Origin of the sequence: Paenibacillus sp. FSL R5-192 (genome assembly GCF_000517845.1) — a bacterium.
Taxonomy (GTDB): domain Bacteria; phylum Bacillota; class Bacilli; order Paenibacillales; family Paenibacillaceae; genus Paenibacillus; species Paenibacillus amylolyticus.
In genome coordinates this window covers 179827-201448 of the sequence record NZ_ASPR01000049.1, presented here as the reverse complement: position 1 = coordinate 201448, position 21622 = coordinate 179827, and the positions used below count along the sequence as shown (strand labels likewise).

General features: G+C 47.7%; 17 protein-coding genes and 1 pseudogene. 15 read left to right on the top strand and 3 right to left on the bottom strand.

Translation table 11 applies throughout. From position 1 onward, the window contains the following. Positions 1-96 precede the first annotated feature (96 nt). The 7 genes from C161_RS26100 (at position 97) to C161_RS26065 (ending at position 10377) form a co-directional block, all read left to right on the top strand. Positions 97-1419, top strand: a complete 1323-nt coding sequence (locus tag C161_RS26100; RefSeq protein ID WP_036613764.1) for a 5'-deoxyadenosine deaminase — start codon at positions 97-99, stop codon at positions 1417-1419. A gap of 30 nt (positions 1420-1449) precedes the next feature. After that, entirely contained in the window at positions 1450-2742 is a 1293-nt protein-coding gene (locus C161_RS31725; RefSeq protein WP_235193940.1) for an XdhC family protein, read from the top strand. Next, entirely contained in the window at positions 2708-3355 is a 648-nt protein-coding gene (locus C161_RS26085; protein WP_051449951.1) for a nucleotidyltransferase family protein, read from the top strand. The genes C161_RS31725 and C161_RS26085 overlap by 35 nt, the downstream gene beginning before the upstream one ends. Positions 3356-3644: 289 nt before the next feature. Next, positions 3645-4559 (top strand): FAD binding domain-containing protein, encoded by a 915-nt coding sequence (locus tag C161_RS26080; RefSeq protein WP_036673759.1) that lies wholly within the window; start codon positions 3645-3647, stop codon positions 4557-4559. Between the two features lie 33 nt (positions 4560-4592). After that, a complete protein-coding gene (gene pucD / locus C161_RS26075; RefSeq protein WP_036673758.1) occupies positions 4593-6920 on the top strand; it encodes a xanthine dehydrogenase subunit D in 2328 nt (775 codons plus the stop codon). After that, positions 6917-7435 carry a (2Fe-2S)-binding protein gene (locus tag C161_RS26070; protein WP_036673756.1) on the top strand — a complete coding sequence of 173 codons (519 nt, stop codon included), beginning with the start codon at positions 6917-6919 and terminating at the stop codon, positions 7433-7435. The genes pucD and C161_RS26070 overlap by 4 nt, the downstream gene beginning before the upstream one ends. A 362-nt stretch (positions 7436-7797) precedes the next feature. Further along, positions 7798-10377, top strand: coding sequence for a glycosyl hydrolase (locus C161_RS26065; RefSeq protein WP_036673755.1), 2580 nt, complete (start codon positions 7798-7800; stop codon positions 10375-10377). 82 nt (positions 10378-10459) lie between these two features. Here the strand turns inward: C161_RS26065 and C161_RS26060 are convergent. After that, a pseudogene (locus C161_RS26060) lies at positions 10460-11103 on the bottom strand (YczE/YyaS/YitT family protein). A gap of 123 nt (positions 11104-11226) precedes the next feature. Here C161_RS26060 and C161_RS26055 point away from each other — a divergent pair. From C161_RS26055 to C161_RS26030, 6 genes are all read left to right on the top strand, one after another. After that, a complete protein-coding gene (locus C161_RS26055) occupies positions 11227-11745 on the top strand; it encodes a GNAT family N-acetyltransferase (RefSeq protein WP_036673754.1) in 519 nt (172 codons plus the stop codon). Between the two features lie 691 nt (positions 11746-12436). Continuing rightward, positions 12437-13519, top strand: a complete 1083-nt coding sequence (glpX, locus tag C161_RS26050; RefSeq protein ID WP_036613775.1) for a class II fructose-bisphosphatase — start codon at positions 12437-12439, stop codon at positions 13517-13519. 293 nt (positions 13520-13812) lie between these two features. Further along, on the top strand, positions 13813-14862 hold the full coding sequence (locus C161_RS26045) for a LacI family DNA-binding transcriptional regulator (RefSeq protein WP_036673753.1): 1050 nt from the start codon (positions 13813-13815) through the stop codon (positions 14860-14862). A gap of 54 nt (positions 14863-14916) precedes the next feature. Then, the gene (locus tag C161_RS26040) at positions 14917-16089 is read left to right on the top strand and encodes a Gfo/Idh/MocA family protein (protein WP_036613779.1); all 1173 of its coding nucleotides are present in this window, start codon (positions 14917-14919) and stop codon (positions 16087-16089) included. 69 nt (positions 16090-16158) lie between these two features. Beyond that, positions 16159-16884 (top strand): ThuA domain-containing protein, encoded by a 726-nt coding sequence (locus tag C161_RS26035; protein WP_036673752.1) that lies wholly within the window; start codon positions 16159-16161, stop codon positions 16882-16884. A 96-nt stretch (positions 16885-16980) separates the two neighbouring features. Then, complete coding sequence (locus C161_RS26030; RefSeq protein ID WP_036673751.1) at positions 16981-18087, top strand: Gfo/Idh/MocA family protein; 1107 nt, start codon at positions 16981-16983, stop codon at positions 18085-18087. A 164-nt stretch (positions 18088-18251) separates the two neighbouring features. On the opposite strand, the gene C161_RS26025 is transcribed toward C161_RS26030, so the two are convergent. Together C161_RS26025 and C161_RS26020 are read right to left on the bottom strand one after the other, a co-directional pair. After that, on the bottom strand, positions 18252-19070 hold the full coding sequence (locus tag C161_RS26025; RefSeq protein ID WP_036673749.1) for an SPL family radical SAM protein: 819 nt from the start codon (positions 19068-19070) through the stop codon (positions 18252-18254). Beyond that, positions 19067-19651 (bottom strand): bifunctional transcriptional activator/DNA repair enzyme AdaA, encoded by a 585-nt coding sequence (locus C161_RS26020; RefSeq protein ID WP_200868514.1) that lies wholly within the window; start codon positions 19649-19651, stop codon positions 19067-19069. Before C161_RS26020 ends, C161_RS26025 begins: the two co-directional genes overlap by 4 nt. A 189-nt stretch (positions 19652-19840) precedes the next feature. On the opposite strand from C161_RS26020, the gene C161_RS26015 reads away from it, so the two are divergent. Both C161_RS26015 and C161_RS26010 read left to right on the top strand, forming a co-directional pair. Beyond that, positions 19841-20821: a Gfo/Idh/MocA family protein gene (locus tag C161_RS26015; protein ID WP_036673747.1), complete on the top strand. Its 981-nt coding sequence runs from the start codon at positions 19841-19843 to the stop codon at positions 20819-20821. A gap of 30 nt (positions 20822-20851) precedes the next feature. After that, complete coding sequence (locus C161_RS26010) at positions 20852-21619, top strand: SAM-dependent methyltransferase (protein ID WP_084650489.1); 768 nt, start codon at positions 20852-20854, stop codon at positions 21617-21619. Positions 21620-21622 lie beyond the last annotated feature (3 nt).

Here is a 21622-nt window from a genome sequence, read left to right as displayed (position 1 = left end):
GATAACAGCGATCGGAAGGTTAGTCTGTCATTGGAGTGAGAGTGTAAATATGTATGAGTTGTACTATATAGACAGACACAGATAGGGGAGATTGGCATGGGAACGATCCTGCTGAAAGGTGCACAGCTTGTGACGATGAATGCAGAAGAGGAAGTGTTCATCGGAGATCTGTTGATCGAGGATAACAAAATCAAGGAAATTGCAGCGCACATCGACGTTCAGGCTGACCAAGTCATTGATGCTCGTGGCAAAGTGCTGCTGCCTGGTTTCATTCAGACGCATATTCATCTGTGTCAGACCTTGTTCCGTGGACGTGCGGACGATCTGGAACTGATGGATTGGCTCCGTCAACGAATCTGGCCGCTGGAAGCAGCACATGATGAGGAGTCCGTGTATTATTCGGCAATGCTTGGACTCGGCGAATTGATCTCCAGCGGAACCACGACCATTCTGGATATGGAGACGGTACATCACACGGACTCGGCGTTTCAGGCGATGGCACAGAGCGGCATCCGGGTCATCTCTGGCAAAGTGATGATGGATCATGGGGACGAGGTTCCGGAACCCCTGCGTGAGGATACAGCAACTTCGCTACAACAGAGTGTGGATCTGCTGGAGAAATGGAACGGGTTTGGCGGAGGTCGCATTCAGTATGCTTTCTGTCCACGCTTCGTTGTATCGTGTACCGAAGAATTGCTGGTAGAGGTGCGCGACCTGTCGAATAAATATCATGTCAAAGTCCACACCCATGCCTCCGAGAATCGCGGAGAGATTGAACTGGTAGAACACGAACGCGGAATGCGTAACATCGTATACCTCGATCATATCGGTCTGGCGACCCCCAGATTGGTACTGGCACACTGTGTATGGCTAAGTGAGGAAGAGAAAGAGATCATCCGCAAGCGCGGTGTCAAAGTCACTCACTGTCCTGGATCAAATATGAAACTTTCCTCCGGGGTAGCGGATATTCCAGATCTGCTTAATCGTCAGATCGCGGTTGGGATTGGGGCAGATGGTGCCGCATGCAACAACAATCTGGATATGTTTCAGGAGATGCGCCTCACGGCCCTGATGCAGAAGATCCCTCATGGCCCAACGGTGATGGATGCACGGACGGTATTGCGCATGGCTACTATGGGTGGTGCAGAGGTGCTTGGCTTGTCGAAGGAAATCGGCAGTCTCGAAGTGGGCAAAAAGGCAGATATGCTGTTGCTAGATCTGGATGATTTCCACACGTACCCTTCCTATGAGACGGATGTCTATTCCCGCGTAGTGTATTCCGCAACACGTAGCTGTGTGGACACCGTGATTATCGATGGCAGCATTGTCCTCAAGAATCGTAAGATCCAGACGATCGATCGTGGCATTGTGCTGCGTGAGTCGGATAAGAGTATCGCGAGATTGATGAAACGTATCTGATCGAAGGAAGTTTATGCAATTCCAGAAAGGATGGAGACCACTATGGAAATGCATGATCTGTGTGCAATCGCAGCCCGTGAACCGCGCTGCGTGCTCGCAACAGCGATTAAGGTAGAGGGTCATGCTTACCGTAAGCAGGGAGTCTCTATGCTGTTGACTGAGGATGGCAAAATGGTTGGCAGTATCAGTCCGGGATGTCTGGAGAGTGATCTTCAGGCCCGGGTGAGCCATGTGCTGGATACGAAGCAGATGGAATTCGCGGAATACGACATGCGTCCCGAGGATGATCTGTCCTGGGGGGAGACGATTGGCTGCGGCGGACTCGTTGTTGTGTTGCTTGAACCCGTGTGTGGTGAACTCCGATATACGTTGCAGAAGATGCACGAGTGTTTTCAATCCGGCGCTGCAACAGCGTTAACCCGAACGTTCCAAGATGGTTACACAAGGGTTCGATATGGCTGGAGACGGATTGAACCAACGGGTCCCCGGCGCCAGCCAATCTTGCGTCCTTCGCTCGTCCCACCTCATGATCGCGTGACGAACAATAATCCAGCTTCATTGCAGGTTGATGTACAACACAGCAGTGGTAATATCAAGCATGAACATACGGCATCAAAACAATATTCTCCCGACATACCTCGCCTTACGCTTGTGCCTGAAGTGGTAACTGCTACGTCAAACGAATCTCACTCTTCCCATCTATCCGGTGATTCACAACATATCTCTGAGTCTGATGCTGAAATAGCGACAAACAACACGGTTTCAACGAATCCCTGGGACCTCCCGCAGCAACTTACTTCGCTGTACACGCCTAAACCTCGCCTGATTATCATCGGAGCTGGGAATGATGTTATTCCTGTTGCCAGACTCGCCCAATCCGCAGGATTCCGAGTAGTCGTAGCCGATTGGCGAGAGTCCTTATGCACCTCGGAAAGGTTCCCAGAAACTGAACTTATACTTGGTTTCCCATGTGAGATCATGCCTCAGTTAAACGTAAACAACGGAGATTATTTGATTTTAATGAGTCACAATTTTCCCCGCGAACGTGAACTGTTGGAGATGGTAGTGGACTGTGAGTACGCGTATCTTGGCATCATGGGTTCCAAAACACGAACAGCCCGTCTGCTGGATGGCTTACCACCGTTGAAATATGTGCATTCTCCCGTTGGTTTGAGCATCGGAGCAGACGGTCCCGAACAGATCGCCATCAGCATTGCAGCGGAATTGATCGCATGTAAACATAAGGTTTCTTCCTTGAGTTCTGAGGTGCAGAGGGGGAGCGTTGCACATGCGAATGACGGGCATAGTTCTGGCAGCAGGTAAGAGTCGTCGCCTTGGTCGGGATAAACTCTCGGTTGTCATGCCTGACGGAAGGTCACTGGCTGCATGGTCATTGGAAGCTGCGTTGAATTCGGAGCTAGATCAAGTGGTCTGTGTGGTCAAACCGGAAGATTCGCTGGCATGGCTACCTGTAAAATGGTTTGATTCTGCTACGTATGCCTACCATCCCACAGCGAGACTTCGAATTGTGGTCTGTGCTGACTATGCCTGCGGCATGGCCAATTCTCTTCATTCTGGCGTATTGTCGGCCATGCAGTACAAACCGGAGGGCATTCTCATGTTACTGGGTGATCAGCCTTTATTAAAAACGCAGGATATTAATCGGGTGACTACAGAACTGGCTACCCACAAGTTATGTGACTATGTCGCAGCTACCGACGGTGAGGGAGGCAAGCCGCCCGTTGCTTTTCGCTCCCATATGTTCGGTCCTCTGTTGTCCTTGCATGGAGATGAGGGGGCACGCAAGATTATGCGCAGCGCTAACTATTCAGGTGTACATGTACCACTGTCTGAGACTAGTTTCTGGGATGCGGATACAGAACCGGAATTGGAACGCATTCTGAGTCATGTATATGAATCACAGCAGACAGACTAAATAACAGGAGAAGATTATTAACTATGTATAATTTAATTACATGATCAGGTCAGCCAGGCAGTCTGGTTGGCCTGTTTGTCTTCTTTTCACGTATGGTGAAAAGACTTCATGTTAGCTTTTGATAGATCGTGATGCATCAGGCACAAATAAAACGCAGGTTTTATACATTTATCCAAAACGATGTAAAGGTAATTGACGTTGCTGCTGAACTCTCATATGATTTGAAGAATTATTTGGATCAGACGGTTGAATTTCCTGCTCAAGGAAGAGAGAGAAAGGGGATGCAGCGATGGTAACAGCGGCATACGGTTCTGGAGCCATGCCATCGGTATGGCAGCCTGAGAACCTGCAAGAACTGCAAACGTTGAGAAGTAGACTCAAGGGGATATGTTGTTTCTCGGCAGGTGGAACATTGCTACGAACCCAGTGGGAGGGTGGCTTGGTTCCAGTGCCTGAACACATGATTAGTCTGGGTTGTATTCCAGGAATGAGCGGTATATCTATTCGTGGAGATGAGATGGTCATTGGCGCGATGACCAGATTAAAGGAATGTGCTGCACAAGCGTTGCTGCATCAACTGCCGATCCTGCAAGAAGCGGTGAATGCAATTGCTGCTCCTTCCATTCGAAATGTGGCAACCATTGGCGGGAATATTGTGTCCGGAGTAGGGGATACGCTGCCTGCTTTGCTTGTATATGATGCGGAGCTGCACTGGTTGACAGACAGCGGCATTGAGATCCGCAGTGTGTCTTCCTGGCTGCAGGGTGGACGGGATGGCAGCCGTAATCCAGGTGATGTGTTGATTTCCATTCATATCCCGATAAGACCGTCATCTATGTTCGATGTGAACAGTGAGCACAGACCTGCTGCACGAGAAGTTTCCTTTTACCGCAAGCTGGGTCGACGGGAGACGTTCAGTGCTTCGCTGGTGACGGTTGCGTTATACGGTGAGATTGATTTGGATAACCGCTGGACCAAGATTGCGATTGCGGCTGGTGGAGGCTCAGGCATGGCGATGCGACTTCTGGATTCGGAACGACAGCTTCTTGGTAGCGAAGCTACTGTTATGCAAGCGGCGACTCTTGCAGCTGCTGTGACTGACGAATTTACGACGTATGGCGATGCATTTGCAACGGAACATTATCGCAAACAGACTGCTGGCAACATGCTTGGTGCCGGGTTATGGGAAGCACTTCACGAATAGAAGACTTCGATCAAGCAAAGGAGGAGAGGCATCATGCTGCTGAATCGGCAACAGAGCGGGAAACGCTGGCACCTGCGGCCAGATGGGGCACCCAAAGTAACAGGCCAGCTTCAATATCTGACGGATATGACGCTACCTGACATGATTCATGGCAGAGTATTACGAAGCGAATATCCTCATGCTCGTATACTGTCTATAGATACTTCGGAAGCTGAGGCGTTGGAAGGTGTCTATGCGGTGCTGACCTCCAAAGATGTGCCTGGTCTGAATCGTTTTGGCATAGCGACCCCGGATCAGCCTGTGTTCTGCGAGGATATTGTACGTTATGTCGGTGACGCCATTGCAGCGGTTGCTGCGGATTCCCCGGAACGTGCGGCGCTTGCACTGGATGCGATCCGTGTAGTGTATGAGGAACTCACACCTCTGAATAGTACAGACGCTGCCTTGGCTCCAGGTGCACCAGAGCTGCATGAGCATGGACCAGGTAATGTGCTGCATCGGACGGAGATCAAACGTGGAGACGCCGAGCAAGCTTTTGCCACTTGTGATCATATCGTGACAGAGACGTATTATACGCCTCGCCAGATGCATGCGTACATGGAGACAGAAGGTGGCCTGTTTGTCCCGGATGAAGAGGGAAGGCTGAATGTATACGCGGCAACGCAACATGGTTATAAAGACCGGATGCAGCTTGCGCGCATCATTGGTTGTCCTGAAGAAGATATCCGGGTGGTGTCTTCACCGATTGGTGGTTCGTTTGGCGGAAAAGATGAACTAAACGTACAGCCCTATGGTGCATTGCTGGCCTTGAGATGCGGACGTCCTGTGAAAATGCATAATTCACGTAAAGAATCCGTGCGTGCAGGGTTGAAACGGCACCCAATGAAGATTGAAATGCAAACTGGCATGAGTCGAGAAGGCATCATACAAGCGCATCGTGTACGTATTACAGCAGATACCGGAGCGTATGCCACGCTTGGTGCACCGGTGCTGAACTTCTGTACCGAGCATTGCCTTGGACCGTACGCTATTCCAAATGTGGATGTGGAAGGTGTATCTGTATATACGAATAACGGGCTGTCAGGTGAGTTTCGTGGATTTGGCGGGAACCAGGCGATTTTTGCCATGGAAGGCCAGATGGATCGGCTTGCAGCAATCATGAACATGGACCCTTGGGAGTTCCGCAGACGTAATATGAGGGAAAAAAATGATCCTGGACCACTGAATCAACGCATTCTGGTTACGGATGGACTGTCCCAAGTATGGGAGGCATTGGATCGCTCCGAACTGTGGCAAAAACATCAGAGTCCCCCGGCACATCCTGCCCTGCCACCGTGGATCAAACGCGGAGTCGGAGCAGCCATCGCCATGCACGGTGCAGGGCTGGGTTATGGCATTCCAGACCCTGCGGGAGGCCGCCTGTCCCTGAATAACGAAGGCAAGATTGAGGTGGCATTCAGCTACGAGGAATTTGGTCAGGGGCTCATTGCAACGCTGGAAATTATGTTATGTGATCTATTCCAATGCAGTACATTGGATCTCAGTATTATTATCGGCGATACGGATCGTGTGCCACACAGCGGATCAAGCACAGCTTCACGTTCAACAACGATGGCCTGGATGGCTCTTCAACGCTTGCAGACTCCATTTCGTTCCCGTGTTCTCACTGTTGCCTCTGCCTTGTCAGGCGTTCCGGCAGATGAACTGGTAACAGGACCTGGTGGTGTATGGCGCAAAGGCCAGCTTCCTGCCGAAACTTCAGAAGTAGAATCAGAATCAGGCTTATTGATCTCGTATGCCGAACTCGCAACGCAGGGCGAAGCCGATGAATGGATTTTTGATACAAAGTTTGATTACCCAACTACGCCAGACAACATGGTAGGCGGGCATTATTTGTATACGTATGCGGCGGTTGCAGCAGAGGTGGAAGTAAATACATTAACCGGCGAAACCAAGCTACTTGATACACGCCATGTTGTAGCGGCAGGCCCGGTTATCAACCCTATGGGTTATATCGGACAGATTGAAGGTGGCAGTGTCATGGCGCTTGGATTCACGTTAACGGAGGATGCGGTCATGCAGGACAGCCGTTATGTAACCACGAACCTCGACACGTATCTGATCCCAACCATTCAGGATATTCATACCAATCTGGAGGTTGAGGCTATTGAAGACTTGCCCGAAGGGGATTCATTTGGCCCTAGGGGGATCGGTGAAATTGGTTCCGTAGCACTTGCGCCGGCCATTACAGCCGCAATTCATCAGGCGACAGGCGTATGGGTTAACCGTCTTCCTGTACCGAAGGAACAACTGGTTAGACCTTTAAATGTACCTTTGCAGGAAGGAGTGAGTCCATCATGAGTAAACCACTTGAGAATCACTGGACAGCCGTTGTGAATGGCGAACAGAAACATCTGGAGATCGCGCAAACGACCCGACTTGTCGATGTGCTTCGGACTCATTTGCAACTAACGGGTACCAAAGTATCCTGCGAAGTTGGTCGCTGCGGCGCATGTATGGTTCTGATGGATGGAGAACCCGTGAATTCCTGTCTTGTCATGGCTTATCAATGTGAAGGCAGTGACATTATGACGATTGAAGGTCTGCACGGCGAGGAGAAAGGCACTCTGCATCCGATTCAACAGGCTTTTGTGGAGGAAGGTGGCTTCCAGTGTGGTTACTGTACTCCGGGCATGGTGATCTCAACCAAGGCATTACTGGATGCACATCCTGAGCCTTCTCAAGAACAGATTGAAACGGGATTGTGTGGGAATCTGTGTCGTTGTACCGGCTACGGTGGCATTATTCGGGCGGTACGCAAGGCAGGGGAACGCTGTGTGGTAAAAGAAACGTCTGCCGAGGAAACCGTAAGTTGAGGCGGCACGCAGGACGTAGACATAAGTAAGGGCAATTGAAGAAACATACGTGAAAAAGCATCCGAATAGGAATGCTTTTTTTGTTGTTTATCAGTTTTTCTTTCAAGTACACATCTAATGTGAGATGAAGTTTCATACGCTAAATTGATTAGATTATGAACCGTTTTCGTCAATTATCAATTCGGATGAGAGAAAGGAAATATAATGTTCAAAGTACTGGTACAAAAGAATTTCAAACATTCTCATTCACCATATATTTACAAAAATTGATGCACATGCTATGTTTAAAATGAAAGCGCCATCATGAATGGGTTCATTGACATTTCATTATCATATTTCACTTGGGAAGGAAGATGGAATTGATGAAAAATTTGCTCAAAAAGGCAACCGCAATGATGCTGGCATTGGCCCTACTGCTTGGATTAATGACAGCGCCCGTTCATGCAGACACACCATTGTTCACCATCGAAAGCGAAAATGCGCAGCTGACCCCGGATCTTCAAGTGGTTACTTCAATCTATGGGCAACCCAAGCCCGGATTCTCAGGGGCTGGATTTGTCTGGATGCAGAACTCTGGCACATTAACCTTCACAGTGACTGTCCCGGAAACCGGCATGTACGCGATCTCCACACGATATATGCAGGAGCTCAGTGCAGATGGCAGGTCACAAAATTTAATCGTGAATGGTGTTACGAAAGGGGCGTTCATGCTACCTTACACGACAACATGGTCAGACTTCGATTTTGGCTTTCACAAGCTGAATCAGGGTGCCAACACGATTGAACTGAAGGCTGGCTGGGGCTTCGCGTATTTTGATACTTTTACAGTGGATCATGCTGATCTGGATCCCCTGAATGTGCAGCCAGTTCTCACTGATCCTGAAGCTACACCGGAAACTCAAATTTTGATGAATTATTTAACGGAGGTATACGGAAACAACATTATTTCTGGTCAGCAAGAGATCTACGGAGGAGGGAATGACGGAGATACAGAGCTTGAATTCGAGTGGATTCATGATCTTACCGGAAAGTATCCGGCTATCCGTGGCTTTGATCTGATGAATTATAATCCGTTGTATGGTTGGGAGGACGGTACAACCGATCGCATGATTGATTGGGTGAATAACCGTGAAGGTATTGCAACAGCTTCCTGGCATATCAATGTACCTCGTAATTTCAATACGTATGAGCTTGGGGACTTTGTGGATTGGAAAGAGGCGACCTACAAGCCAACAGAAACGAATTTTAATACAGCCAATGCGGTAATTCCCGGTACCAAAGAGTATCAATACGTGATGATGACCATCGAGGATCTGGCAGAACAATTGCTGACTTTGCAAGATAACGATGTGCCAGTGCTTTTCCGTCCGTATCATGAAGCAGAAGGTAACGGCGGGCTGAACGGGGAAGGTGCATGGTTCTGGTGGGCTTCGGCAGGTGCAGAAGTGTACAAAGAGCTATGGGATCTGCTGTATACCGAACTGACCGAGACGTATGGCTTGCACAATCTGATCTGGACCTACAACAGCTACGTATACAGCACTTCTCCTGCCTGGTATCCGGGCGATGATCAGGTAGATCTCGTCGGATATGATAAATACAATACGATCTACAACCGTTATGACGGTTTATCCGGCGTACCGAATGAAGATGCGATTACCTCGATTTTCTATAAGCTTGTTGAGTTGACGAACGGTACGAAAATGGTAGCCATGACGGAGAACGACACGATTCCAAGTGTGAAAAATCTTACAGAGGAGAAATCAGGATGGCTGTACTTCTGTCCTTGGTATGGCGAGCATCTGATGAGTTCTGCTTTTAATTACCCGGCAACATTGAAAACGCTTTATCAAAGTGATTATGTCATTACGTTGGATGAGTTGCCAAATCTAAAGGTTAACAATCCCAATCCCAGTGCATCCATCACACCTGGAAACGTCGAATTTGACAAATACACACCCAATCAAAGCGATAAAACCGTAACCGTGAATGCAAACGGCAATACGCTAACTGCTCTCCGGGCAGGCAGCAATGCGTTGACCGCAACGACAGACTATATTTTGAACGGAAGCACATTGCTGTTGAAAAAAGCTTATCTGGCAACCCTGCCAGTTGGTGAGCATTCGATTGTTCTGGATTTTAATCAAGGCCAGGACCCTGTGTTAAAAGTCAAAATTGTGGATTCAACACCGGGTACAAATGCTGTGATTTCTCCTGTGAATGCAACATTTGATAAAGCGACGAATCCCGCGCAGGATATTACCGTATCTCTCACCTTAAACGGCCGTCAGCTCACAAGCATCACAAAGGGGGATGTTACGCTTGTATCAGGTCAGAATTATACAGCATCCAGCTCTGCTGTTGTTCTGAACAAATCCTATCTTGCGACGCTTCCCCTGGGCCAGAACGTATTGACCTGTCACTTCAATGGAGGAAATGACGCTGTGCTAACGGTGAACGTCGTAGATAGCACGGTTACTGTGCCAGCGGGGGATTTAACGATTCAATCTTTTAACGGCAATACAAGTGCATCCACCAACGGCGTCTCACCCAAGTTCAAATTGATCAACTCAGGCAATTCGGCTATTCCGTTAAGTGATGTAAAACTCCGGTATTACTATACAATTGACGGGGAGGAAGCTCAGAGTTTCTGGTCCGACTGGGCCAGTATGGGCAGTGCGAATGTAACGAGCAATTTCGTTAAACTGGCGACTCCAGTTGCCGGAGCGGATCATTATCTTGAAGTGGGTTTTACAAGTGCGGCGGGATCACTGAATGCGGGCCAGAGCGCAGAGATTCAAACACGCTTTTCCAAAAACAATTGGTCGAATTACACTCAGACTAACGATTACTCGTTCAAGGCAATCGGTAGTCAGTTCGCGAACCATGATAAGGTTACCGGGTATGTGAACGGTCAGCTGGTATGGGGAATTGAGCCGTAAAGGTAGATAGCACGTTTAATGGGCTGGATCAGGGATTGAACCTCTGATCCAGCCTTTTTATGGTGTAGAAGGTGTACACCGATTAGACTGAATGTTCTTTATCACTTGTAGTATGTGACGATGTATCCATATCTGTTAATATGCGATCTATTATCCTTTTCGTATGGCCCATGATGAATTGAAGAAGTACACCTGCACAACATACGGTTATCAACGTTCCAAGCCCGATTGGCTCACTGAGCAGAAACGCCAGAATTAAAAATACAAGGTAAATGAATGTTCTCGATACAAATAAGGGAGTTCGAGTGATTTCATGCAAGATTAATGTTAAACGGTCAATCGGAATGGGTGCAAAATTGGTCTGTAAATGAATCGCCGTGCCGATACTTATGATCACTAAACCAATGACAAAAGTCATTAATTTGCTGTACCAAACTTCGGGTGTGATCAAGGAATCAGATACATAAGCCAGATATCAATCCCCACACCAGTAATGAATGCAGTGACGAGACCCAGGAACTCGGGTTTTTGCTGCTTCAAAAGCGAATTACATCCAATTAATAGGAAAGCAATGATGACCTCCCAGCTTCCTACACTAAGCCCTACATGATGTGACAGCCCTACCAGAAGCGCATCAAACGGTGAGGTGCCCAGTTCAGATTGGATGGTAAGGGAAATGCCAAGTGTTAAGATGAGAATACCTGCGACAAAAAGTACATATTTCAAATTCATTCAACCTCTTTTTTGATATTATGTTGCAAATACAACAAAATTGAGCTAAATTTAATGTAACCCTTTTTTAGTGCATTTGCAACAAACGATTAACTTGTTAAAGGAATGTGAATATAGATGACGATTCGTATAGAGATATGTACCATTGAACATGTATGTGAACTGCAGGAGATTAGTTATGAGACGTTTAATGAAACGTTTAAAGGGCAAAATTCACCCGAAAATATGAAAGCTTATCTGGAAAAGGCGTTTAATCGGGAGCAATTAGAAACGGAACTGTCCGTGGCGGATTCACAATTTCTTTTTATTTATGTCAACCATAAAGTGGCAGGGTACATGAAAGTGAATATCAATGATGCTCAGTCTGAGAAGATGGGCTTGGAATCCTTTGAGATCGAGCGGGTGTACATCAAAAAAGAGTTCCAAAAACATGGCCTAGGTAAGGTACTGCTCCATAAAGCCATAGAGATGGCAACAGAACAACACAAAACGAATATTTGGTTAGGCGTGTGGGAGAAAAATGAAAATGCCATCGCATTTTATGAAAAGATGGGGTTTGTACAGACAGGAGCTCATGCTTTTTACATGGGAGATGAGGAACAGATTGATTTTATAATGACCAAAACGATACTGTAACGGGATCATCGAGGGAAAAGCTTGGGAGAAAAATGCTATTGAGCAGAATTCTTTTGAGCTTTTTTATGTTTTGCCAGAACCGTTGAATCATAAAATGAAGAAATTGACGAAGTTTAATACATAATAAATATTATGTAAACTTATTATTTTCGATGACCTTCATAAGCTGCATCTATGGCTTTAGCAAAAGTTAAAGGCCTGATTAATACATAATTAGCAGTATAATTTTGCTCAATAATCGTGAAGGTAATAGGCTGATCTCAAGGATCATCAATACATTTTATTAGTTTATTTCTACGTTTGGACAGTCAGCCGAAAATCGTTTTCGTTCGTAGTTTGTTAGATAGCGTTACGTTCTTAATAATCAGTACATAAGTTGTATATACCTCATGTTAAAAGAACTTTTTGCGCATGAAACGGACGTGTTAATCCACCATGTTGAATTATTTAGTTTTAGAGCGGAAAATGGAAATTAAAATTAATATTTCAAGTGAGAAATCAGGTGGATTGGACTCTTAAAACCAGCCGAAAAAAGGAGCGAAATCGATCAATATATTAATTGGATAAATAAGGTATAAATCGTTAAAAAGGCGCTACTACGCCGATTATAGATCAATTTCATATGGATTTGCGATGGATTTAGTACCGCTTTCACGTTATGCTTTTGGAAATTGGAAAGGAAGTGGGAAAAATGGAACGCGAACTGGCGTTGGAAATTGTCAGAGTAACAGAATTGGCTGCGTTAGCTTCAGCACCCTGGATGGGACGAGGCGACAAGAACAGTGCAGATGAAGCGGCTACTTTGGCCATGCGCGCCATGTTCGATTCCGTGTCCATTCGCGGCACGGTGGTAATCGGTGAAGGAGAAATGGATGAAGCACCCATGTTGTACATCGGCGAGGAAGTAGGCAACGCTGAGGGCCCTGAGGTTGACGTGGCTGTAGACCCGCTCGAAGGTACAGAAATCGTGGCCAAAGGACTAAACAACGCTCTATCGGTTATTGCAGTGGCGGGAAAAGGTAACCTGCTCCACGCACCGGACATGTATATGGAGAAACTGGCGGTAGGGCCTGCGCTTGTAGGCAAGGTCAGCATTGAAGACCCGGTTGAAGTCACACTGGAGAAAGCCGCTGCCGCATTGAACAAAAACATCTCGGACCTCACTGTGATGATTCTGGATCGTGTGCGACACGAGAGTACCATCAAGACGCTACGAAAGGTTGGCGTACGGATCAAGTTTCTCAGTGACGGTGATGTTGCGGGTGCGATGGCACCGGCCTTCCCGGAGGCGGGCATTGATCTGTATGTCGGATCTGGAGGAGCGCCAGAAGGTGTGCTGGCTGCCGCAGCGCTATCTTGCCTTGGGGGTGAGATCCAAGGTCGTCTGATGCCTGCCAACGCAGACGAATTCCAGCGCTGCTTGCAGATGGGGATCGATAACCCCTACAAAGTGTTAACGATGCAGGATATGATCGGCACAGAGGATGTCATTTTTGCCGCAACGGGTGTGACGCCAGGTGAGATTTTGGGAGGGGTACGATATCTTGCGGATGATCGTGCCGAGACGGATTCGATAGTTATGCGTGCCAAAACCAAAACAATTCGGTTTATTCGTTCCCAACACTTCCTGCCCAACAAAGAAGTGCTGCATAAAGTAAGACAGCTCCAATCCACGCCAGAACCCTCGGATCGCATTCCGAGTCATGCGAAAACAATGGAGCAGGCTGAGTTTAGTCAATCCTCCGTTGATCTTGGCGTTACAACGACGTTGTGAGCTGCACTCCCATAATTGAACAAACAGGATCAACTGAAATCGTTGTATTTAAGGTTGTATTTAAGTTTGATAAGTAAAACTTGAACTCCTAAGATTACAGAGCATGAAGTTAATGAAAGTACCATCTCTGGCAAGATAATAATGAGGGCTTGGATTAACCCAAACCCTCATTATTTTTTTGTGTTAAAAGCATTGACAACGGTTACATGGCATGAGAAAATGTACGCGCGTACATAAATATCGATTTTTAATTACTATTTGATTTATTGATGAGCTAGAAGGGGGTGAAATTCATGGCATCTCGTAAAGAAGTGGCTGATCTTGCGGGTGTTTCCGAGGCGACGGTCTCCCGGGTGCTTAACGGGGTAGGTCCTATTAAAGAAGAGACACGCCGCAAGGTTCTTGAAGCTTCCGAACAGTTAGGCTATGTGCCCAGCGCTCTTGCTCGCAGTTTTGCCAGAAGTAAAAGCGGGAACCTTGGGGTGGTATTACCCTATGTTCCGAAGGCGCATCTGTTCTCGGCGTATTTTTTCTCGGAAATGCTGAGTGGGATTGGAAGCAAAGCCAGAGACAATAGCATGGACCTGTTGGTTATGTTCCGAACACCCGGTGAAGTGATGAATTATACGGATCTGTTCCGGCGTCAGAAAGTGGACGCCTGCATTATCCTTGGTGCCAGAGATGATCATGAAGAACTGGCGGCCATGCAGCAACTTCATCAGGAAGGACACCCATTCTGTGTCATGAATCAGCATTTTGAAGGCCAATCATTCACGGAAGTGGATGCGGATCATGTGGAAGGAAGCAGACTTGCCATACGTCATCTTACGGATCAGGGGTATCGCAAAATCGCTTTTCTCAATGGTCCAGACAGCTATTCCAACAGCCAGGAGCGAATGGAAGGCGTTCGTCTTGGCCTGCAAGAAGCAGGTATGGAGCTGGAGCCGAGTCTATTGCTTAAAGGGAATTATAGTAGAAGAAGTGGCATTGAGGCGGCAACGATTGTAGCAGATCGCCTACATGAGATTGATGCTGTATTTGCGGCCAATGACCGGATGGCTATTGGTGTCATGCATGGTTTGCGTGAGCGGGGAATAGGGCCTGCGGATTTTCCGGCATTTGTGGGTTATGACGACTCCGATGCCGCCGAGATGGCGGTTCCGCCGCTGAGCAGCGTCAGGGTTCCATTTTTTGAGATGGGTGAACTTGCAGTATCGAAGCTTATGCATGGGTCTGTGGGTGATACACATAAAGCGAATAACTCTGTTGTAGCGGTAACCGAATCTGCGAGAGCGTTGTTGCCAACCGAACTGATCATCCGTGCTTCTTCTATCCGTCAATAGTTAATTGGTACACATATTGAAAGACTTTTTATTATTCCAAAGGAGGAAATGATCATGTCAAATCGTCTTCGTGTCGGAATGGTTGGATACAAGTTTATGGGGAAGGCTCACAGTAATGCCTATCGCAGTCTGCCGATGTTTTTCCCGTCTGCTCCGTTGCAGCCTGAGATGTCTGTGATCTGTGGACGTAACGAGCAGGGAGTGCAGGAGGCAGCGAATCAGTTCGGTTGGTCCGAAAGTGTAACGGATTGGCGCGAACTGGTGAAGCGGGATGATATTGATCTGATTGATATTAACGCGCCAAGTGATGCCCATAAGGAAATTGCGTTGGAAGCAGCCCGTCAGGGAAAACATCTGTTTTGTGAGAAACCACTGGCCCTGTCACTTGCGGATTCGCGTGAGATGCTTCAGGCAGCTGAGGATGCTGGAGTCGCACATATGGTCGGGTTCAACTACCGTTTCTCACCAGCGGTGCAATTAGCGAAGGATCTGGTGGAGAGCGGACGACTGGGTAAAATCTATCATTTCCGTGCTTTTTTCTTGCAGGACTGGATCATGGATCCTTCGTTCCCGCTGGTATGGCGTTTGCAAAAAGAAGTGGCTGGCTCCGGTTCCCACGGGGATCTGGGTGCACACTTAATCGACCTGGCTCGTTTCCTCGTTGGTGAATTCCAGGAAGTCATCGGCATGAGCGAAACCTTCATCAAAGAACGACCGCTTGCAGCTGAGATGACCGGTCTGAGTGCAAAGGGCAGTTCGAATGCGGATGCACCGAAAGGAGAAGTGACCGTCGATGATGCGACGTTGTTCCTGGCGCGATTCGCAGGAGGGGCGCTGGGCAGCTTCGAGGCTACACGTTTTGCAGCGGGGCATCGGAGTACAAACTCGTTTGAGATTAACGGCAGTCTCGGCAGTGTACGATTTGATTTTGAACGGATGAATGAACTGGAAGTGTATTTCACAAAGGATGAAGAGGACGTACAGGGATTCCGCCGTGTACTGGCGACCGATCCGGCACATAAATATGCTGAAGCCTGGTGGCCTGCTGGACATACGATTGGATTCGAGCACACGTTCACCCATGAAATGCTGGAGCTGGTGACAGCGATCTCTGAAGGACGCCAACCATCACCGAGTTTCCACGATGGGGTCGCGTGTCAGGCTGTACTGGAAGCAGTAGAACGTTCGGTAACAGAACGGCGCTGGGTGACGCTTGAAGAGATGTGAGCAAGCAAGACAGTGACGTCAGAAATAAGGTTGAACACATAAAACTAGGCGAAAGCGAGTGAATAAACGATGAGTAAAGCACTGATTGTATGGGGCGGCTGGGATGGACATGAACCGGAGCAGGTAGCAGCGATATTTGAGCGTATTTTGAAGGAAGAACAGTTTGAGGTTGAAGTCTCGAATACGTTGGAGTCTTATGCGGATGCAGAGAAGCTGATGGGTCTGGATTTGATCGTGCCGTTGTGGACAATGGGACAGATTGAGCAAGAACTCGTCAATAACGTATCAGCGGCTGTTCAGAGTGGTGTGGGCTTGGCTGGTCTTCATGGCGGGATGTGTGATGCTTTCCGAAATAACGTAGACTGGCAGTTTATGACGGGTGGACAATGGGTTGCTCATCCAGGCAATGATGGTGTGGAGTATATGGTGAACATGAAGCGTGGCTCTAGCCCGTTATTGGATCATATCGAAGATTTTCAGGTGAAAAGTGAACAGTACTACCTGCACGTAGACCCGGCAGTGGAAGTGCTGGCAACAACTCGTTTCCCAGTGGTGGCTGGTCCGCATGCGGCGAATGGTCCTGTAGATATGCCTGTTGTCTGGACGAAACGCTGGGGCGAAGGGCGGGTATTCTACAACTCCCTGGGACACCATGCAGACATTGTAGACATGAAACCCGTGACTGAAATGATGCGCAGTGGTTTTAAATGGACAGCAGCAGGCAAAGAGCTTGCCAAGAGTCGAGTAAGTTCAGCAACTGAAGTGTACACAGGTATGGCGGACAACCAGAACTAATGAGATTATAGTTTGATTGCAAACGTAACTTCAGTGTTAACCATTCATCCTCAATGGATAAACCATTTCTGATCCACGGCGAAGGGAGCCCCAGGTATGAAAACAATGAAAGTAGGCATTATTGGCTGCGGTAAAATCAGCGGTATTTATATGGAAAACTGTCACCGGTTCGAGGTGCTGGAACTTGTTGCTGTTGCGGATCTCGACCGGAAACGTGCCGAGGAGCAGGCAGCAGCCTATAACGTGCCTAACGTATACAGCGTCGACGAAATCTTGGCTGATCCCGAGATTGAGCTGATCATCAACCTGACGATTCCTTCCGTTCATGCGGATGTATGCTTGCGGGCACTTGAATCTGGCAAACATGTTTATGTAGAAAAACCGCTCGCGGTTACCCGTGAAGAAGGGCAGGCCGTGCTCGAAACAGCGAAGCGTAAAGGATTGCTTGTGGGCTGTGCACCAGAAACGTTCTTTGGTTCAGGTATCCAGACTTCACTTCAATTGGTGGAAGAAGGGGTAATCGGCAAGCCGGTGGCGGCGACCGCATTTATGATGAGCCGTGGTCATGAGCACTGGCACCCAGATCCGGAGTTTTATTACGCGTCAGGCGGTGGGCCAATGTTTGACATGGGTCCATACTACCTTACGGCATTGGTTCAACTAATGGGACCGATCAAGTCGATCGCAGGTATGACAGGTAAAGCAATGGAAGAGCGGACGATTACGAGTGAGAAAAAGAGAGGTCAGACGGTTCCCGTCGAAATTCCTACTCACGTTACCGGTCTGTTACAGTTTGAACAGGGAGCCATATGCACACTGATTACAAGTTTTGACGTATTTGGCGGAAGTGCATTGCCACCGATTGAGATATATGGCACGCACGGTACATTGCAGGTACCTGACCCCAATACCTTCGGGGGTCCCGTTCGTTACCGTTTGTTAGGCGAACATGAATGGACGGAAGTTCCGCTTCTCCCAGGATATCAGGAAAATACACGCGGCATCGGTGTGGCAGATATGGCCTATGCAGCACATAGTGGACGTGCACACCGTGCGAGTGGGGAACTGGCATACCACGTACTTGAGGCCATGTGGGCATTCCACGATTCATCAGATGAGCAGACGTTCTACCAGATGAAAAGCTCGTGTCAGCGCCCAGCTGCATTGCCAGTGGATCTGCCATTGTATACATTGGATAAATAATAGCTATTATTGCTTATGTCATAACGAACAGCCCCTTTTCCTTCAAACAAGGAAAGGGGCTATTTTTTATTAAATCGAAAAAATTGGAGATAACAGCGATCGGAAGGTTGTTCGGTCATTGGAGTGTCCAGTGTAAATATTCTTTAGTTCATCTTATATAGCCATTAGGGCTCAAATCCCGCCTGACTGATCCAGATCTCATCTTCGGCAAAAACGTTTTTCATCCACTGAACTACAGTCTGATACGCATCTGGATGGTACCAATGTTCCATCCCCACTTGCTGATAAAGCGACTCCATGCCGAGCCGCCGGGTGCGCTTGCCCTCACTGCCATCACCCATGAAATAATCGTCAATGCATACACGCTGAACCAGAGGTCTCAAGATGGCTGCAAACTGTTCACTGCTGGGTAATACGGGAGCAATCGCAACCTGCGTGGGTATTCCGGCATCCCGCAACTGTTCTAGTGCACGTAATCGGCCTGCAATTGGGGGAGCGGAAGGACTGAAATGCTTCCGCATATCGTCCAGATCTGTCTCCACCGTGATACTGACCCGAACCCGGTCACCTAACTGTTGTAACAGATCTATATCCCGGGTAACGAGTGGACTGCGGGTCTGGACTAATACAAAATCGGGCGGATGCTGTAACATGGTTTCAAGCAATGAACGCGTGATACACTCCTTGTATTCGGCGGGTTGATACGGGTCGGTACTGGATGACATGAACAGAGTGACTTTCCCTTTGGTCTGGGCACGCTGCAACTCTTTGGCGAACACCCGGGAGGCCTCTTGTTTTACATCCACCCAGCTCCCCCAATCCTCTTTACGAAATAGGGAGACAGGCATCTGTCTGACATAACAATAAGAACAACCGAAGGCGCATCCTGTGTAAGGATTCAGTGTATGTGTATAGCCATTAAGGAACCCTGTCCCCTTGTTGAGTAACGTTTTGGGTACTTTGTAAGTAAGATTTGTCTTCATAAGTTCTCATGCCTTTCGCGGTAGTGTGCAGGTGTGAGACCTGTGTGTTTGCGAAATACAGTAATGAAATAAGCTGAGTTAGGTATACCGACATGGCGGCCAATATCGGTGACGGTAAGTCCGGTATGTTCAAGCAACTTCCGGGCTTCGGTAATTCGTTTATCCTGAATATATTGAACCGGTGTGCGGCCTGTAATCCGCTTGAACACACGATGCAGATGATAAGGACTGCCATGACTTACAGTGGCAAGGACATCCAAGGTTAGAGGTTCGGCGTAATGATGTTCGATGTAATCCGTGATCCCGTATATCCACTCCTGATCAGGTACCCGCTCGCCTGTAGGTTTACAACGTTTGCAGGGTCTGAACTTTCGTGCCAATGCTTCTTCAACATGTTGAAATATCAGCACATTTTCAGCTTTGGGTGCTCTGGACTTACAGGAAGGTCGGCAAAAGATACCCGTTGTCTGCACACCGTAAAAGAACGTTCCATCATAAGAATTATCGTTGTGGATGATGGCGTGCCAGTATTTTTCATCTATAGATTCGGGCAGTATGCGATCTTGATCTCGACTTTCCACGGTGATCACCTCATCTCTAATTATACCCTTGATTCGAAGGGATTGACGAAGTTCTAACTTAAAAAGCAAGATATCAATATTTGGAGATAAAGTACCTTCCTTCAATCTGAACGAAATATGAGCTACAATATACAAGATGGAGTGGTTTATATCTCAAATGAAATTTATAGATGAAAGAGGTAGGTAGGCATGGTTCGTTTTGGCGTAGTGGGTACCAACTGGATTACAGAAAGGCTTCTGGAAGCGGCAGCACAGGTTGAAGGATTCAAATTGACCGCTGTGTATTCCAGAACTGAAGATAAGGCTAGTGCATTTGCAGATAAATATGATGTTGAACACCGATTCACCGATCTGGAAGAGTTGGCGGCAAGTGATGTGATTGATGCAGTCTACATCGCAACACCGAATACGGTTCATGCGGAGCAGGCTGAGCTTTTTCTGAGAAACGGTAAACATGTATTGTGCGAGAAACCTCTGGCTGCAAATAGCGCCGAAGTTCGGAGTATGATCGATACAGCACGAGAACACGAGGTTCTGCTCATGGAAGCGATGAAATCGACCCTTGTTCCCCAGTTCAAAATAGTGCAGAAGAGCCTGCATAAAATCGGTCCTGTCCGCAAATATGTAGCAGGATACTCTCAGTATTCTTCGCGTTACAACAAGTACAAAGAGGGGATCGTCCTGAATGCGTTCAAGCCTGAACTCGCCAATGGGGCGTTAATGGATCTCGGTGTGTATTGTCTATATCCATTGATTACGTTGTTCGGTGAACCTAACCGGGTTCAATCCCAAGCGATGATGCTGGAATCTGGCGTGGATGGACAAGGTAGTGTGCTGCTGGACTATGATGGGATGGATGCGGTCGTTACATACTCCAAAATCTCCAACTCTCATTTACCAAGCGAAATCATGGGTGAGCTGGGCAGCATCATCATTGACAAGATTGGCTCACCGGAACATGCAGAGATACGTTACAATGACGGTACGGTGGAGCAGCTCACAGTCGAACAAAACCATCCGGCGATGTATTATGAAGTGGAGGAGTTCGTGAATCTGGTTGAGCAGGGCCAAAAGGAGTCTGACATGAACACGTATGAACGCTCTTATGTGACGATGCAGGTTATGGATCAGATTCGGAAGCAGATTGGGCTTGTGTTCCCTAACGATTGATTCAAGCGCAGGAAAGGAAGCTGAGACGAGATGAGCAGAGATGAGCAGAGCAACAGTAGAGAAGAGAAGAATAACAGCAGAGAAGATCAGCACTCCAATGATTCTGGAGGTTTGGAACTGTCACAGATCGTTTTCATAGGAAGAACCTTCGAAGAATATATGAAGATGTTCAACCTGACGGTGGACGAGATTAATGGCAAGTCTATTCTGGATTGTCCGGGTGGAGCGTGTTCGTTCAGTAGCCAGGCGCGCAAGTTGGGTGCTGATCCCGTGGCCGTAGATATTGCCTACGAATACGAGATCGACGAGCTTGAAGTAAAGGGATTTCAGGACATTGAGCATACGATGAAACAGATGGAACCCGTGCAAGGGATATATGTGTGGGATCAATTTGGATCAATCCAGGGGTTAAAGGAAGAACGAACTCGTGCCATCACAGATTGCATCGCAGATATGAGAATGTTTCCTGACCGTTATGTGGCGTCTGTGCTCCCGGATCTACCCTTTGCCGATGAACAATTCGATCTGACGTTATCCGCCCATTTCCTGTTTACGTATGCGGATCGATTGGATGTTGATTTTCATGTTGCAACCATAATGGAGTTGCTGCGTGTGACCAAACAAGAGGTTCGCATTTTTCCAACAGTGGATCTGTCTGGTGAACGTTACAAGCACATGGATGAATTAAAATTAATACTCCAAGAGCGTGGATGCACGGTATCCGAAGAACCAACTTCATATGAGTTTCAACGGAATGCTCACACCATGCTTCAAATTGTTAAACATAATCGAACATGATAG

Bases quoted from the DNA above. Each gene is read 5' to 3' on its own strand.
- C161_RS26100 (WP_036613764.1), top strand. From the start codon at position 97: ATGGGAACGATCCTGCTGAAAGGTGCACAGCTTGTGACGATGAATGCA.
- C161_RS31725 (WP_235193940.1), top strand. From the start codon at position 1,450: ATGGAGACCACTATGGAAATGCATGATCTGTGTGCAATCGCAGCCCGT.
- C161_RS26085 (WP_051449951.1), top strand. From the start codon at position 2,708: ATGCGAATGACGGGCATAGTTCTGGCAGCAGGTAAGAGTCGTCGCCTT.
- C161_RS26080 (WP_036673759.1), top strand. From the start codon at position 3,645: ATGGTAACAGCGGCATACGGTTCTGGAGCCATGCCATCGGTATGGCAG.
- pucD (WP_036673758.1), top strand. From the start codon at position 4,593: ATGCTGCTGAATCGGCAACAGAGCGGGAAACGCTGGCACCTGCGGCCA.
- C161_RS26070 (WP_036673756.1), top strand. From the start codon at position 6,917: ATGAGTAAACCACTTGAGAATCACTGGACAGCCGTTGTGAATGGCGAA.
- C161_RS26065 (WP_036673755.1), top strand. From the start codon at position 7,798: ATGAAAAATTTGCTCAAAAAGGCAACCGCAATGATGCTGGCATTGGCC.
- C161_RS26055 (WP_036673754.1), top strand. From the start codon at position 11,227: ATGACGATTCGTATAGAGATATGTACCATTGAACATGTATGTGAACTG.
- glpX (WP_036613775.1), top strand. From the start codon at position 12,437: ATGGAACGCGAACTGGCGTTGGAAATTGTCAGAGTAACAGAATTGGCT.
- C161_RS26045 (WP_036673753.1), top strand. From the start codon at position 13,813: ATGGCATCTCGTAAAGAAGTGGCTGATCTTGCGGGTGTTTCCGAGGCG.
- C161_RS26040 (WP_036613779.1), top strand. From the start codon at position 14,917: ATGTCAAATCGTCTTCGTGTCGGAATGGTTGGATACAAGTTTATGGGG.
- C161_RS26035 (WP_036673752.1), top strand. From the start codon at position 16,159: ATGAGTAAAGCACTGATTGTATGGGGCGGCTGGGATGGACATGAACCG.
- C161_RS26030 (WP_036673751.1), top strand. From the start codon at position 16,981: ATGAAAACAATGAAAGTAGGCATTATTGGCTGCGGTAAAATCAGCGGT.
- C161_RS26025 (WP_036673749.1), bottom strand. From the start codon at position 19,070: ATGAAGACAAATCTTACTTACAAAGTACCCAAAACGTTACTCAACAAG.
- C161_RS26015 (WP_036673747.1), top strand. From the start codon at position 19,841: ATGGTTCGTTTTGGCGTAGTGGGTACCAACTGGATTACAGAAAGGCTT.
- C161_RS26010 (WP_084650489.1), top strand. From the start codon at position 20,852: ATGAGCAGAGATGAGCAGAGCAACAGTAGAGAAGAGAAGAATAACAGC.